Source organism: Micromonospora citrea (assembly GCF_900090315.1).
Classification (GTDB): domain Bacteria; phylum Actinomycetota; class Actinomycetes; order Mycobacteriales; family Micromonosporaceae; genus Micromonospora; species Micromonospora citrea.
In genome coordinates this window covers 31,182-44,934 of sequence record NZ_FMHZ01000002.1, presented here as the reverse complement: position 1 = coordinate 44,934, position 13,753 = coordinate 31,182, and the positions used below count along the sequence as shown (strand labels likewise).

Below are 13,753 nucleotides of genomic sequence, written 5' to 3'. Positions count from 1 at the left end.
CACGTGACCGTCAACCTCACCGCCGAACTCGCCGACGCCCGCATCCTCGCGGTCATCCGCGGCACCGACCCCGCCGCCGCGGTCGCCGCCGGCACCGCCCTGCTGGACGAGGGCGTACGCGTCGTCGAGGTGGCCCTCACCACGCCGGACGCCCCGCGGGCGATCGAGGCGCTGCGCGCGGCGGCACCCGCCGGGTCGCTGGTCGGGGCCGGCACGGTGCTCACCACCGCCGACGTCGCCGACGTGGCCGCCGCGGGCGCGCAGTTCGTGGTGACGCCGGCCGTGGTCGAGTCGATCGCCGAGGCGGCCCGCCGCGGCCTCCCGGTCGCCGCCGGGGCGCTCACCCCGACCGAGGCGTACACCGCGATGCGGATGGGGGCGTCGGCGATCAAGCTGTTCCCGGCGTCGGTCGGGGGACCGGCGTACCTCAGGGCGGTGCGCGACCCGTTCCCGGACATCCCGTTCGTCGCGGTCGGCGGCGTCGGCCTGGACGACGTGCCCGGCTACTTCCGGGCCGGCGCGATCGCCGTCGGCCTCGGCGGCCCGCTCGTCGGCGACGCCGCCTCCGGCGGCGACCTGGACGCCCTGCGGGAGCGGGCGCGCACCTACCTCGCCGCCGTGCGGGAGACGACCGCGTCATGACCACACCGGATCTGCTGACCGTCGGCGAGGCGCTGGTGTCGCTGCGCTCGGCCGGCCCGCTCGCCGCCGGGGGAGCGCTGACCACGCACCTCGCCGGCGCCGAGTCCAACGTGGCGGTCGGGGTGGCCCGGCTGGGCCACCGGGCCGCGTGGGTCGGCCGGGTGAGCACCGACGAGTTCGGCGAGTTCACGCTGCGGCAGTTGCGCGCCGAGGGCGTCGGCGTCGACGGTGTGACCCGGGATCCGGACCGGCCGACCGGGCTGATGTTCCTCGAGCAGCGCACGGCCGACGTCACGCGGGTGCAGTACCACCGCGCCGGCTCGGCCGGCTCCGCGCTGCGTGTCGACGACCTGCGGGCGCCGCTGGCCGCCGGCGCGCGGATGCTGCACCTGACCGGGATCACCCCGGCGCTGTCCGACACCGCCCGGGAGGCCATCCGGTGGGCCGCCGAGGCGGCCGTCGCGGCGGGCATCCCGGTGTGCCTCGACGTCAACCACCGCGTCCGGCTCTGGTCCCGCGACTCCGCGCGCGAGGTGCTCGCCCCGCTGGCCGGGCACGCCTCGACCGTGATCGCCTCCGCCGACGAACTCGACCTCGTCGGCGACCCCGGGGCCGACGAGTCCGCCGTCGTGGCGGAGCTGTTCCGGCGGGGCGTGGACACCGTCCTGGTCAAGTTGGGCTCCGAGGGCGCCCGCGCGCACACGCCGGCCGGGGTCGAGCACGTCGGCGCGCTGGCCGTGACCGCCGTCGACACCGTCGGCGCCGGGGACGCCTTCACCGCGGGCTACCTCTCCGGCTGGTTCGACGGGCTCGACCTGACCGGTCGGCTGCGGCGGGCGGCCACCCTCGGCGCCTTCGCGGTCTCCAGCCGGGGGGACTGCGAAGGGCTGCCGCGCCGCGCCGAACTGTCCCTTCTCGACGGCCACGAGGCGGGAAGCGTCCTCCGTTAGCCGCCGCCACACCGTAGGTAGGAAGAAAGGCACCCCGTGAAGATCGTCGCAGCGGACGTCATCGTCTCCAGCCCCGACCGCAACTTCGTCACCCTCAAGATCACCACCGATGACGGCGTCACCGGCCTGGGCGACGGCACCCTCAACGGACGCGAACTCTCCGTCGCCTCCTACCTGCGCGACCACGTCGTGCCGCTGCTGATCGGCCGGGACGCGCACCGCATCGAGGACGCCTGGCAGTTCCTCTACCGCTCGGCGTACTGGCGTCGCGGGCCGGTGACCATGGCCGCCATCGCGGCCGTCGACGTCGCCCTGTGGGACATCAAGGCCAAGGCCGCGGGCATGCCGCTCTACCAGCTGCTGGGCGGGGCGTCGCGCACCGGCGTGATGGCGTACGGTCACGCCTCCGGCCGGGACCTGCCGGAGCTGTTCGACTCGATCCGCCGGCACCTGGACGAGGGCTACCGGTCGATCCGGGTGCAGACCTCGGTGCCCGGCATCAACGCCGTGTACGGGGTGGCCACCCAGCCCAGCGTCGACGGCCGGCGGTACGACTACGAGCCGGCGCAGCGCACCCCACTGCCCGCCGAGGAGGACTGGGACACCCGCTCCTACCTGCGCCACCTGCCCGGCGTCTTCGAGGCGGTCCGCAACGAGTTCGGCCCCGAGCTGCCGCTGCTGCACGACGGCCACCACCGGATGACCCCCATCCAGGCCGCCAAGCTGGGCAAGGCCCTCGAACCGTACGACCTGTTCTGGCTGGAGGACTGCACCCCGGCGGAGAACCAGGAGGCGCTGCGGCTGGTCCGCCAGCACACCACCACGCCGCTGGCGATCGGCGAGGTCTTCAACACCGTCTGGGACTACCAGACGCTCATCCGCGAGCAGCTCATCGACTACGTCCGCTCCGCCGTCACCCACACCGGCGGCATCACGGCCATGCGCAAGCTGCTCGACTTCGCCGCCCAGTACCAGATCAAGTCCGGCATCCACGGCCCGACCGACATCTCGCCGGTCGGCATGGCCGCCGCCCTGCACCTGGACCTGGCCATCCACAACTTCGGCATCCAGGAGTACATGCGGCACGGGGCGCTCACCAACGAGGTGTTCCGGCAGTCGTTCACCTTCACCGACGGCTACCTGCACCCGGGGGAGCAGCCCGGGCTCGGCGTCGAACTGGACGAGGAGGCCGCCGCGAAGTTCCCGTACGTGCCGGCCTACCTGCCGTTCAACCGGCTCCAGGACGGCACGGTCCATGACTGGTGAGCGCCGTCCGGGCGCGCCGACGCGGCACGTGGTCGTGATGGGGGTGTCCGGGGCGGGCAAGACGACCGTGGCGCTGGGCGTCGCCGCCCGTACCGGACTGACCTTCGCCGAGGCGGACGAGTTCCACCCGCCGGCCAACGTGGCGCGCATGCGGGCGGGGGTACCGCTGGACGACGCCGCGCGCCTGCCCTGGCTGCGCGACCTGGCCGGCTGGATGGCGGCCCGCGCCGCCGACGGCGTCTCGACGGTGCTGGCCTGCTCCGCCCTGAAGCGGTCCTACCGCGACGTGCTCCGCCAGGGGCCGCCGAACGTCGAGTTCGTCCTGCTGGACGGGCCGGCCGAGGTGATCCGGGAGCGGATGGCGCGCCGTGCCGGGCACTACATGCCGCCGAGCCTGCTGGAGTCGCAACTGGCCACCCTGGAGCGGCCCCACCCGGACGAGTCGGTGCTGGTGCTCGACGTGTCGCTGACGCCCGACGAGCTGGTCTCGGCGGCGGTCGACGGGCTCGGCCTGACGACCGGCGTCACCGCCGGCCGGTAGGCGTCGCCCGACCCGCCCCACCACGGTGCCCGCGACCGGGCAGCCGGGCGGCGCCGCGCCGGTGCCCCGGCCGGCACGCCCGAAGCCGTCGGTGACCACCCGCCGGGCCGGCACGCCCGTGCCGGTCAGGTGGGCTCGGCGTCCAGGTAGACCCAGCGCCCGTCCTCGCGTACGAAGCGGCTGCGCTCGGTCTGCGTGCCCGGCCGGCCGGCGTCGCGGTAGTGGGCGCGGAACTCGACGACGCCGGCGGAGTCGAACAGCCCGCCCCGCTCCGCGTCGACGATCTCCAGCCCCGTCCAGCGCAGCGCGCGGTCCAGGTCGAGCCGGCGCGGTCGGGTCGAGGAGTGCCAGCTGCGCAGCAGGTACGCGGTGTCGCCCACGGCGAACGCGGCGTACCGCGAGCGCATCAGCGCCTCGGCGGTCGCCGCGTCGGCCTCGCTCCGGTGCAGCCTTCCGCAGCACCGCGCGTACGGCTGCGCGGACCCGCAGGGGCAGGGCCGGTCCCGGTCGTCGGCCGCGCTCCGGCGGGGTCTGGTCGCCACGTGCCCATTCTGGCCGACGGCCCGCCGCGACCGTGCGCGGACCCGGGCTGGCGGCAGGCCGAGCCGTCTCACGCGACGGTGAGCCGTTCACGCGATGCTGCGGCGATGAAACAAGAGACGATCGCCCTGGCACGGTCGCGGCGTGACAGCCGCAACGGCCGGCACGTCGGCGAGCACGAGGATCCCGATGAGCAGGACCTCCATGCCGGCGCCCAGGTCCGCAGCTTCCTCTACGGCTACGGCCACCTGTTGATCTATGGGGCCATCGTCGCCGCCGGCGTCGGCATCGAACTCGCCGCCGAAGAAGCCGCCCACCACGGCCACGGCCACCCCGACCTCCTGCTCGGTGGAAGCCAGATCGTGCTGGTCATCGGCTTCCTCACCATCTCCCAGGGGATCGGACTGCGCGTACCCCGGCCATTCTCACCGGCAAATTTCTGATCCTCGCTACCGGTGTCCTTGTCAGCGTCGCGGACCTGCCCGCGCTCCTCGACGCGCTGCTGATCAGCATGGCATGGATCATTGTCGTGGTCATCGAGCTCATCAGCCCGCCGCCCGGGTCGCAGTGACGACTTCGCCCATCCCGGATGGCGACTGCGCAACCGGCTCGCCCGCTCGGCTGCCCGCATGCCCGACAAGCACGTCGACCGCCGGGTTGGTGTTGCCGTCCCGCGCAGGGCATGCCCGTGGGGAAGATCGAAGCGGCGTGACCTCCTTCCTGGGCGGAACCGAGGCCACTGCCGGCTCGATCGCCAGAAAGGTCGGCTACGCCAACGCGTTCGCGCTCAGCGTCACCTTCGAACGCCGCCGCGGCATAACCCCACCGGACACCGCACCAGCATCGCTCTCCGCACCCGCACGGCCGGATCGGACGGCCCCCGGCAGGCCACCGGCGCCCCCAGACAGCCGGCACCGCCCCACGAAGCCGGCGGCCCGACCGGCAAGTGAGCCGACGCTGGCCCATAGTGACGGATCGGAAGGACCGTCGCCCCAGCGTTCGGCGTTTTCCCGGAACAGGCACGCCGTCAACGAACGCCTACGCAGGTAGTAAACAGGGCGAACGTTGCCTGATGCGGCGCTTAGCCCGGTCAGCGGCCGCTGGTCCGAGCCGTCCGTCGGGTGCCGAACGACTCCATGGTCGTCGCCTTGCGCGCCGGGGTCCTGGTGGTCGCGCCGGCCCGGGTCGCGGCCGCCTTCGCCGCCTTCTTCGCGGGCGCCTTCTTCGCCGGCGCGCCCGTGGCCGGCGCCTTCCGGGCGCGGGCGGGCGCCGCCGTGGCGGAGGTGTCCTTCTTCCGGGCCACCCGCGCCGTCGTCGGCGTGGGCTTCTCGCCCGGCGACCTGGCCGCGGTCGCCCCGGTGGCCCGCTTCGTGGCCGTCGCCACCTTCTTCGCCGCCGCCGTCCGCTTCATCGGGGCCTTGCGCGCCCCGGTGGCCTTCCTGGCCCGTCCTGCGTCCGCCATCGTCGCTCCTCGGGAATCGGCCCCTGGGCGCACGGTCTTCCCCCGGCCCCGGCCGCCAAACGCCGCCCGCCGGCACCCTTCCGGCCGCGCCGGCCGCCCGCGCCCGACCTCCGTGCGTGCCGCCCGAGGGGCGGATCGGCCCAGTCATCGCGGTGGAAATCGGCCCTGCCGATGGGCCGATCGGTTCGTCAGGCTCGTGAGGTCTTCTTCCCAGGAACTCGAAGGACTGGAACTTTCGCCATGACGATCGCCGACATGTGGTTCGACCCGCGCTGCCCGTGGGCGTGGAACGCCTCCCGCTGGCTGCTGGAGGTGGAACAGGTCCGCCCGGTGACCGTACGTTTCCACGTGATGAGCCTGTCCCTGCTCAACGACGGCCGCGAAGGGCTGGAGGACTGGTACCGGGAGTGGCTCAAGCCCGGCATGGGCCCGGTGCGGGTGGCGGTGGCCGCCGAGCAGAAGTACGGCAACGAGGTGCTGCGCGACCTCTACACCGCGCTGGGCAACCGGATCCACCACGAGCGGGCGCCGATCGGGCCGGAGCTCTACCACGCGGCCCTGACCGAGGCGGGGCTGGCCGCCGAGCTCGCCGACGCGGCGGAGTCGACCGAGCACGACGAGGCCCTCCGGGCCAGCCACGACGCCGGCCTGGAGCCGGTCGGCGAGGACCTCGGCACCCCCACCATCCACGTCACCGTGGACGGCCAGCGGCACGCCTTCTTCGGGCCGGTGGTGGCACCGGCCCCGCGCGGCGAGGCGGCGGGCCGACTCTGGGACGGGGTGCTCGCGGTGGCGGGCACCGACGGGTTCTTCGAGCTGAAGCGGGCGCGTACCCGCCGGCCGATCGAGCGCTGACGCCCGTGCCCGCGTTCCCGCCCACGGCGGCCCGGACGCTCGCCCGCGCCCAACTGGCCAACTCGGTCGGCGACGGCGTCTTCCTCGTCACTTCGGCGCTGTACTTCACCGGGCCGGTCGGCCTGTCGCCGGGGCAGGTCGGTCTGGGGCTGACCCTCGGCTGGGCGGTCGGCGTGCTGGTCGGCGTGCCGGCCGGGCAGCTCGCCGACCGGTGGGGCGCGCGTCGCACGGCGGCGCTGCTCGCCGCCGGCACCGCCGCCGCGGTGGCGGCCTTCCTCGCCGTCGGGCGGCCCGCCACCTTCGTCCTGGTCGCCTGCCTCTACGCGGCCTGCCAGACGGGGCTGGCCGCGGCCCGGCAGGCGGCGCTGGCCCGCCTGGTGGAGCCGACCCGTCGTACGGAGGTGCGAGCCCGGCTCCAGGCCACCGCCAACGGCGGGCTCGCCCTCGGCGCGGCGCTGGGCGGCCTGGCGCTGGCCGCGCAGACGGCCGGGGCGTACCGGATCGTGCTGGCGCTGGACGTGGCCGCGTTCGGGGTCGCCGCCGTCCTGCTGGGCCGCCTGCCGCGGGTGGAACCGACGACCGGGCCGGTCGCCGCCGGCCCCCGGCTGGCCGTGCTGCGGGACCGGCCGTACGCGCTGCTGACCGCGCTGAACGCGGTCATGATGCTCTACCTGCCGCTGCTCAGCCTGGTCCTGCCGCTGTGGGTGGCCCGGCGCACGGCGGCGCCGGCCTGGCTGGCGGCGGCGCTGCTCGCGCTCAACACCGTGGCGGTGCTGGTGTGGCAGGTCCGGGTGGCGCGGGGGGTCACCGGACCGGCCGGCGCCGTGCGGGCGCTGCGCCGCGCCGGGCTGCTCATGGTGGGCGCCTGCGCGGTGTTCGCCGTCTCCGCCGCCGCGACCGGGCCGTGGCTGGCCGCGGCGGTCCTCCTGGTCGGCGCGGCCGCGCAGGTGGCCGCCGAGATGGCGCACGGCGCGGGCTCCTGGCAGCTCAGCTTCGACCTCGCCCCGGACGGGCGGCACGGGCAGTACCAGGGGTTCTTCGGCACCGGCGTGCCGTTGGCCCGGATGCTCGGGCCCGTGCTGCTCACCGCGCTCATCGTCGACGGAGGGCCGGCCGGCTGGCTGGCCTTCGGCGCGCTTTACGCCGCGGCGGCGTGGGCGATGGGCCCGGCCACCCGGTGGGCGCGGCGTACCCGGCCCGTCGCCACCGACGAGCCCGCCGGCCTGGCCGCGCCCGCGCGGTGACCGCCGGGCCGCTCCGGAGCGGTGACGCGGCCGGTCAGGGCAGCTCGACGGGCAGCGGCACCGGCCGCTTGGCGACCCGGTCGTCGCCGGAGGACCGCCCGCGCGCGTGCCGGGCCAGCCAGGGCAGCAGGTGCCGGCGGGCCCAGGCCGCCTCGGCGCGGAGCACCTCGTGGCGGCGCCGGCGCGGGGCCGCCTCCAGCGGTCGCGTCCAGCCGTCGTCCGTTCCCGGCAACCCGACGGTGTGCGCGAGCGCGGCGGCGATGCGCTCGTGCCCCGCGCTGTTGGCGTGCAGCCGGTCGTCGCTCCACAGCCGGGGGTCCGAGGCGACCGGATGGGCGCCGAGGTCCAGCAGGGTGGCCCCGGTCTCGGCCGTCGCCGCACGCAGCGCGGCGTTCAGCGCCAGCATCCGGCCGCGCAGCGGGCGGGCCAGCGGCATCACCGGCACCGGGTCGGGCAGGGTGAAGGTCAGCACCGTCGCGCCCTGCCCGACCAGGGCCCGCTGCATCGCCGCGACGTCCTCGGCGACGCGGTCGGCGTCGAAGGAGGGGCGCAGCACGTCGTTCATGCCGGCCACCACGGTGGCGAGGTCCGGCGCCAGGTCGAGGGCGGGTTGCAGCTGTTCGGCGCGGATGCGGGCGGTGGTGCGCCCCCGGATCGCGAGGTTGGCGTACTCCAGCCCGCCCTGCGCGCGGGCCACCGCCAGGGCGAACCGGTCGGCCCAGCCCCGGAAGCCGCCGGCGTCGTCGGGGTCGTCGAGCCCCTCGGTGGTGCTGTCACCGATCGCCACGTACCGCTGCCACATCACGTGGGGGAGGGTAGCGGCCGGCGGGGACGATCCGCTCGGCCGGCCGTGCCGAGGCGTCGGCGACGCCCGTCAGAGCCAGCCGGAACGGCGGAAGAGGCGGTGCAGGGTGACGGCGACCAGCGCCATCAGACCCAGCGCGCCGGGGTAGCCGTAGCGCCAGTTCAGCTCGGGCATGCCGGCGAAGTTCATGCCGTAGATCCCGGCGATCCCGGTCTGGGTGGCGGCGATGGCGGCCCACGCGGCGATCTTGCGCATGTCGTTGTTCTGGTCCACCGCGAGCTGCGCCAGCCGGGACTGCAGGATCGAGTTGAGCAGGTCGTCGTAGGCGGCGACCCGGTCCACCGCCCGGGTCAGCCGGGCGTCGACGTCGACGAACCACCGGCGCAGGCCACGCGGCGGGCCGTCGGGCCGCTGGTCGAGCAGCGACCGCAGCGGGGACTGCAGCGGCTGCACCGCCCGCTTGAACTCCACCACCTCGCGCTTGAGCTGGTAGATGTGCTGGATGTCGGCGGAGCGGTCGCGGGCGAACACCGTCTCCTCGACCCGTTCCAGGTCCCGCTCGACGTGCGCGGCGACCTCGAGGTAGAGGTCGACCATGCGGCTGCAGACCGCGTACGCCACCGCCCACGGGCCCTCGGCGAGCACGGCCGGGCGGCGCTCGATGTCGGCGCGGACCGGGGTGAGCGCGCCGGCGGCGCCGTGCCGCACGGTGATGACGAAGCGGTCCCCGAGCAGCACCATCACGTCGCCGGTGTCGATCACCTCCGAGGTGTCGGTCAGTTCGGCGTGCTCGACGTATCCGGCCGTGCGCAGCACCAGCAGGGTCACCTCGCCGTCGCGCCGCACGGTCGGGCGGTGACCGTCGGCGAGCGCCTGCTCCACGGTCAGGTCGTCCAGCCCGAAGGTGCGGCCCACCGCCGCCATCACCGCGGCGTCCGGGTCGTGCAGTCCCAGCCAGACGAAGGCGCCGCGGGCGCGGCGGCTGCGGGCGTACGCGTCGGCGTAGTGCGGCCGGCCCGGCTCGCGCCGTCCGTCCACGTAGACGGCACAGTCGACCACGGCGTCCGGGTTGGACCGTCGGGGCGTTCCCTCGCGTTGGGCGGGCACCTGCCGGCCGAGCAGCCGGTGCAACACCGCCGGCAGGCGCAGCCGCTCCGTCACCCGCTGAGCCACCCCGTCCACCTCCGTGTCGCCCGGCATCCGCGCGCACACCGTACTCGGAGCCGGTCGCCGCGGGGTCAGGGCACCCGCGTGGCGAAGACGACGACGTTGTCGACGTAGCCGCCGGCGCTTCGGTCGAAGCGGCCGCCGCAGGTGATCAGGCGCAGGCCGGCCGCGTCGCCGGGGCCGTAGACGAGGTCGGTGGGGAAGCGGTCCTTGGGGTACGAGGCGACGCCGTCGACGGCGAAGGTCGCGACGCTGGCGTCGGCGCGGGTGATCCGCACGGTGTCGCCGGCCCGCAGCCGGCCGAGGTCGAAGAAGACGGCCGGCCCGGCGGCCGAGTCGACGTGGCCGACGATCACCGCGTTGCCGATCTCGCCGGGGCTGACGCCGTGCCGGTACCAGCCGGCGATCGTGGGCCGGTCCAGCGGCGGCACCTCCAGCCGCCCGTCGGCGTCGGCGCCCACGGGGACGACCGGGGCCCGTACGTCGATCGCCGGGATCCGTACGTCGACCGGCGCGGCCCGGCCCAGCGGCGGCACCGGCGGCGCGGAACGTGCCGTGGCCGGCGCGTCGGCGGCCCCGGGTCGGGGCGGGCGCGGCGGGGTGGCCGCGACCCCGGCGGTGACCAGGGCGAGGCCGGTCGCGCCGAGCAGTGCGACGAGCGTGACGCCCCATCCGGGTCTGCGCCGGGACACCTGCCACCTCCGTACGCGTTTCGCCCGGGTGCCCGCCCCGGCGTCGACCGGTGCGGGCACCCGTTTCCAGGGATGGACGGCGCGGAACCGTCGGTCAGAGCGTGGCCGCTGCCATGTGGCGTCGGCGTCGGGCCAGGATCAGGGCGCCACCGGCGGCGGAGCCGAGCAGGACGCCACCGGCGGCGAGGGCCCCGGTGCCGTCGGCGCCGTCGCGGCCACCGGCCTGGGCGCCGCCGATCGGGGTGACGGTGAACGTCGCCCTGCCGGCCGCGCTGCCGTCGCCGCAGGTCGCGGTCACCGTGTAGGTGCCGAGCGTGAAGCCGGCGGTGAAGAGTTCGGCGCTCAGCCCGCCGCCGGCCGCCGCCGTGGTGGACCGGACGTTCTGGTCGCGGTTCGGCCCGGTGACGCGGAAGATCGCGTCGCCGGACTTCGGGTTGCACGTCGTCGCGGTGAGCACGACCGTCCCGCCGACCGGGGTGGTGGCCGGCGACACGACGGTGTCGGCCAGCGCGGCGCCCGGCAGCAGGAGCGTGCCCAGACCCACGCCGACCGCCGCCGATACGAGAACTGTCTTGACCTTCATACGCGTCTTCCCTCACTTTTCGTCCGCTGACTGCGTGGGACGTCGCTCGGGTGGCCAACTCCGTGACTAGCACCGGTGTGACCAACCCTAGGCGGGTTGACCCCTCGATCCGGTGAAAATGAGAATTCCTCGTTGCCGTCACGTGTCCGCCCCGGAGGCGGAGGGAGCAGCGGAAATGCCGGCTCGGCCCGCCCGCGAAGGGTGGGCCGGGTCGATGTGGTCAGGGCCGCGCTGTCGCGAGCTGGGCGGGTCTCGGCCCGTCTCGCGGAGGGTGCGCGGGGCGGGCCGGGTCGCAACCGTGCCGCCCCTGCGGGGCGGTAGTCGCCGACCCGGCCCGCTCGCGGACGGTTTGCGCCGGGCCGGGCGACAGTCGCCAGCGCGCCGGCCGGGCCATCGTCGCCAGCGCGCTTGGCCGGAGCGATGCCGGCCCGGGCCGTCGACGGGCGGTGCCTCCGGGCGAACGGGCCGTTGAAGGTCAGCCGGCGGCGGTCGCGGGCTCCGGCAGCGGCTCTCCCGTCTCCAGCAGGGTCTTCAGGCTGGCGAGCAGCTCCGGCCAGCCGCCGCTGCCGTCGAGCTGGCCGCTGACCGCCCGGTGCATCTCGCTGTCGGGGGAGAAGTCGTCGTGGGTGACGGTCAGCCGGACGAAGCCGCCGTACGGGGCGATGTCGAAGGTGACGCGGGAGCGCCGCTCGGCCAGCCGGGCCGCCAGTTCCTCGGCGGACCAGCCGAAGTGGGCGGCGTGCTCGGGCTGGAAGCCGTGCCAGCTGTAGGAGAGTCGGCGGTGCGGTTCGGCGACGAGGACGCGCTGGCCGAGGTCGCGGAACTCGCCGTCCGGCTCGTCCTGCCACAGCACGGGCGAGCCGACCCGCCAGTCGGAGCGCAGGGCGACCCCGCCCCAGTAGCGACGGGTGAACTCGGGTTCGGTCAGTGCGGCCCAGAGCCGCTCCGGGGTGGTGCTGACGTAGGTGGTGTAGACGAACGTGGGACTCTCCATCGGCTCCCGCTCCAGTGCTCTCTGCAGGTCGGCGAGCGCGCGGACCCGCTCCCGGTCGTAGCGGTGGATCCACCGGTCGGCGATCGCGTTGATCGGCGCGGGGTTGAGGTAGTGCAGCTTCTCCCGGCCGCGTCGCACGGTGGTCACCAGGTTGGCGGCCTCGAGCACCGCCAGGTGCTTGCTGACCGACTGCCGGGTCATGTCGAGCCCCGCGCACAGCTCGCGCAGGCTCTGCCCGTTGCGCAGGTTGAGGTCGTCGAGCAGTCGGCGTCGGCTCGCGTCGGCCAGCGCCCGGAACACCTCGTCCACCCTGCCCACCTCGCACATGCAGCCGTCCGGCTGCCTGTCAGGATAGGCAACCGGACGGATGCATGTCCAGCGTCCCCGCGCGCGGGGCGCCTACGCGCCGGCCGCGTACACCTGGGTCAGCCGGGAGAAGTCCTCACCGCCGTGCCCGGCCCGGATCGCCCGGTCGGCGACCGCGCCGGCCGCCCGCAGCGGGCCGGAGTCGATGCCGTGCGCCTCGGCCGCCTCCACGACGTGCGCCATGCCGGCGGCGGACGAGGCGATGTTGGAGACGTCGGCGGTGTGGTCGCCGGAGTCCACCCGGCGGGCCAGGTCGTCGACGAGGTCGGGCAGCAGGCCCGCGATCCCCTTGGCGTACGGGGCGAGGTCGCCCGCCGCGATCCCCTCGGACCGGGCCAGGGCGAAGGCGTGCGCGACGCCGTGCATCGCGGTCCAGAAGACGTCGAGCAGGGCCACGTCGTGGGCGGCGGCCCGGCCCGGGTCGGCGCCCAGCCAGTCGGCCGTGCCGCCCAGGCTCGCCAGGGTGTCCCGGTGGGCCCGCCAGATCCGCTCCGCCCCGCTGTAGAGGACCAGGGCGGCCGGCCCGCCGATGGTGGGAGCCGGTGTCATGATCGCCCCGTCGAGGTAGTCGACGTCGCGCTGCCCGGCCCAGGCGGCCATCGCGCGGGCCCGCTCGGGGGTGTCGGCGGTGAGGTTCACCAGCGTACGCCCGGCGAGGGCGTCGGCCGCGGGCTCCACGACGGCGCGTACGGCGGCGTAGTCGATGACGCAGACGAGCGTCAGCGGGCTGGCCCGGACGGCCTCCGCCGCCGTCGCCGCTCGTCGCGCGCCCCGCGACACCAGTGCGTCGGCCCGGCCGGCCGTACGGTTCCAGACGGTCGTCGGGTGGCCGGCGGCCAGCAGCGCGCCGGCGAGCGCCCGGCCCATCGGGCCGAGGCCCAGCACGGTCACGGGGGACGGTTCGCGGTCGGTCATGGACGTGCTCCTCATCGATCGCGCCCCGACTCTCGGCTGTGCGTCGGGGCCGGAGCCATCCTGTTTCGGCGCGTACGGCACGGCAAGTACCGACTATTTCCTCAGGTACTTACCTTTCGGTAAGTGTCGGCGGAATATCGCGTGCCGGGCCCCGTGACGGCGGATAGGGTCGCGCGGTGACGGAGATCAGGACCGATCGGCTGCTGCTGCGGAGCTGGCGGGAGTCGGACCTCGCGCCGTGGGCCGCGATGAACGCCGACCCCGAGGTGCGCGAGCACCTGGGACCGCTGCTCACCGCCGAGCAGGCCGCCGCCTCGGCGCGGTCCTTCCAGGCGGACATCGACCGGCTCGGGTACGGCTTCTGGGCCGTCGAGGTCGTCGCCGACGGCCGGTTCGTCGGCTTCGCCGGCCTCGACCGGGTCGACGACGGGGTCCCGGTCAGCGGGGTGGAGGCCGGCTGGCGGCTCGCGCGTTCCGCCTGGGGCCACGGCTACGCCACCGAGGCGGCCCGGGCCGTGCTGCGGCACGGCTTCTCCACCGTCGGGCTGCCCGAGATCCTGGCGATCACCACCGCGACGAACCTGCGGTCCCAGGCGGTCATGCGGCGGCTCGGCATGACCACCGACCCGGCCGACGACTTCGACGACCCCGACGTCGAGTCCGGCCCGCTGCGGCGGCTGGTCGTCTTCCGCAAGCGGGCGCAGGACGGCTGAGCGCCGCCCCGCGCGGCG

General features: G+C 75.3%; 16 protein-coding genes. 8 read left to right on the top strand and 8 right to left on the bottom strand.

Annotation, left to right across the window (positions count from 1 at the left end):
* Positions 1-3: 3 nt before the first annotated feature.
* The 4 genes from GA0070606_RS00575 to GA0070606_RS00560 are packed head-to-tail and all read left to right on the top strand — an operon-like array spanning position 4 to position 3,399.
* Complete coding sequence (locus GA0070606_RS00575; protein WP_091094542.1) at positions 4-642, top strand: bifunctional 4-hydroxy-2-oxoglutarate aldolase/2-dehydro-3-deoxy-phosphogluconate aldolase; 639 nt, start codon at positions 4-6, stop codon at positions 640-642.
* Complete coding sequence (locus GA0070606_RS00570; RefSeq protein ID WP_091094541.1) at positions 639-1,592, top strand: sugar kinase; 954 nt, start codon at positions 639-641, stop codon at positions 1,590-1,592. The genes GA0070606_RS00575 and GA0070606_RS00570 overlap by 4 nt, the downstream gene beginning before the upstream one ends.
* Positions 1,593-1,628: 36 nt before the next feature.
* On the top strand, positions 1,629-2,858 hold the full coding sequence (gene manD / locus GA0070606_RS00565; protein ID WP_091094540.1) for a D-mannonate dehydratase ManD: 1,230 nt from the start codon (positions 1,629-1,631) through the stop codon (positions 2,856-2,858).
* Positions 2,848-3,399: a gluconokinase gene (locus GA0070606_RS00560; protein ID WP_091094539.1), complete on the top strand. Its 552-nt coding sequence runs from the start codon at positions 2,848-2,850 to the stop codon at positions 3,397-3,399. The genes manD and GA0070606_RS00560 overlap by 11 nt, the downstream gene beginning before the upstream one ends.
* Positions 3,400-3,524: 125 nt before the next feature.
* Here GA0070606_RS00560 and GA0070606_RS00555 read toward each other — a convergent pair whose 3' ends face one another.
* Complete coding sequence (locus tag GA0070606_RS00555) at positions 3,525-3,941, bottom strand: YchJ family protein (RefSeq protein ID WP_091094538.1); 417 nt, start codon at positions 3,939-3,941, stop codon at positions 3,525-3,527.
* On the opposite strand from GA0070606_RS00555, the gene GA0070606_RS00550 reads away from it, so the two are divergent.
* Positions 3,942-4,382 carry a low temperature requirement protein A gene (locus tag GA0070606_RS00550; RefSeq protein ID WP_141721481.1) on the top strand — a complete coding sequence of 147 codons (441 nt, stop codon included), beginning with the start codon at positions 3,942-3,944 and terminating at the stop codon, positions 4,380-4,382.
* Between the two features lie 647 nt (positions 4,383-5,029).
* Here GA0070606_RS00550 and GA0070606_RS00540 read toward each other — a convergent pair.
* A complete protein-coding gene (locus GA0070606_RS00540) occupies positions 5,030-5,401 on the bottom strand; it encodes a hypothetical protein (protein WP_091094535.1) in 372 nt (123 codons plus the stop codon).
* 240 nt (positions 5,402-5,641) lie between these two features.
* On the opposite strand from GA0070606_RS00540, the gene GA0070606_RS00535 reads away from it, so the two are divergent.
* Both GA0070606_RS00535 and GA0070606_RS00530 read left to right on the top strand, forming a co-directional pair.
* Positions 5,642-6,256: a DsbA family protein gene (locus tag GA0070606_RS00535; protein ID WP_091094534.1), complete on the top strand. Its 615-nt coding sequence runs from the start codon at positions 5,642-5,644 to the stop codon at positions 6,254-6,256.
* A 5-nt stretch (positions 6,257-6,261) separates the two neighbouring features.
* A complete protein-coding gene (locus GA0070606_RS00530) occupies positions 6,262-7,500 on the top strand; it encodes an MFS transporter (protein ID WP_245724509.1) in 1,239 nt (412 codons plus the stop codon).
* A 34-nt stretch (positions 7,501-7,534) separates the two neighbouring features.
* Here GA0070606_RS00530 and GA0070606_RS00525 read toward each other — a convergent pair whose 3' ends face one another.
* From GA0070606_RS00525 to GA0070606_RS00500, 6 genes are all read right to left on the bottom strand, one after another.
* Complete coding sequence (locus GA0070606_RS00525; protein ID WP_091094533.1) at positions 7,535-8,302, bottom strand: SGNH/GDSL hydrolase family protein; 768 nt, start codon at positions 8,300-8,302, stop codon at positions 7,535-7,537.
* 72 nt (positions 8,303-8,374) lie between these two features.
* The gene (locus tag GA0070606_RS00520; protein ID WP_091094532.1) at positions 8,375-9,505 is read right to left on the bottom strand and encodes a magnesium and cobalt transport protein CorA; all 1,131 of its coding nucleotides are present in this window, start codon (positions 9,503-9,505) and stop codon (positions 8,375-8,377) included.
* Positions 9,506-9,543: 38 nt separating this feature from the next.
* On the bottom strand, positions 9,544-10,164 hold the full coding sequence (locus GA0070606_RS00515; RefSeq protein WP_091094531.1) for a class F sortase: 621 nt from the start codon (positions 10,162-10,164) through the stop codon (positions 9,544-9,546).
* Between the two features lie 94 nt (positions 10,165-10,258).
* Positions 10,259-10,747, bottom strand: a complete 489-nt coding sequence (locus GA0070606_RS00510; RefSeq protein ID WP_091094530.1) for a hypothetical protein — start codon at positions 10,745-10,747, stop codon at positions 10,259-10,261.
* A gap of 475 nt (positions 10,748-11,222) precedes the next feature.
* Entirely contained in the window at positions 11,223-12,050 is an 828-nt protein-coding gene (locus tag GA0070606_RS00505) for an ArsR/SmtB family transcription factor (protein ID WP_091107090.1), read from the bottom strand.
* A 90-nt stretch (positions 12,051-12,140) separates the two neighbouring features.
* Positions 12,141-13,022, bottom strand: coding sequence for an NAD(P)-dependent oxidoreductase (locus GA0070606_RS00500; protein WP_091094529.1), 882 nt, complete (start codon positions 13,020-13,022; stop codon positions 12,141-12,143).
* A 176-nt stretch (positions 13,023-13,198) separates the two neighbouring features.
* Here GA0070606_RS00500 and GA0070606_RS00495 point away from each other — a divergent pair, with 176 nt between their 5' ends.
* Positions 13,199-13,735, top strand: a complete 537-nt coding sequence (locus GA0070606_RS00495; RefSeq protein ID WP_091094528.1) for a GNAT family N-acetyltransferase — start codon at positions 13,199-13,201, stop codon at positions 13,733-13,735.
* The last annotated feature ends 18 nt before the right edge of the window (positions 13,736-13,753 follow it).

Coding starts and splice junctions, on each gene's coding strand:
- GA0070606_RS00570 (WP_091094541.1), top strand. CDS start 639: ATGACCACACCGGATCTGCTGACCGTCGGCGAGGCGCTGGTGTCGCTG.
- GA0070606_RS00560 (WP_091094539.1), top strand. CDS start 2,848: ATGACTGGTGAGCGCCGTCCGGGCGCGCCGACGCGGCACGTGGTCGTG.
- GA0070606_RS00540 (WP_091094535.1), bottom strand. CDS start 5,401: ATGGCGGACGCAGGACGGGCCAGGAAGGCCACCGGGGCGCGCAAGGCC.
- GA0070606_RS00535 (WP_091094534.1), top strand. CDS start 5,642: ATGACGATCGCCGACATGTGGTTCGACCCGCGCTGCCCGTGGGCGTGG.
- GA0070606_RS00525 (WP_091094533.1), bottom strand. CDS start 8,302: ATGTGGCAGCGGTACGTGGCGATCGGTGACAGCACCACCGAGGGGCTC.
- GA0070606_RS00520 (WP_091094532.1), bottom strand. CDS start 9,505: ATGCCGGGCGACACGGAGGTGGACGGGGTGGCTCAGCGGGTGACGGAG.
- GA0070606_RS00510 (WP_091094530.1), bottom strand. CDS start 10,747: ATGAAGGTCAAGACAGTTCTCGTATCGGCGGCGGTCGGCGTGGGTCTG.
- GA0070606_RS00500 (WP_091094529.1), bottom strand. CDS start 13,022: ATGACCGACCGCGAACCGTCCCCCGTGACCGTGCTGGGCCTCGGCCCG.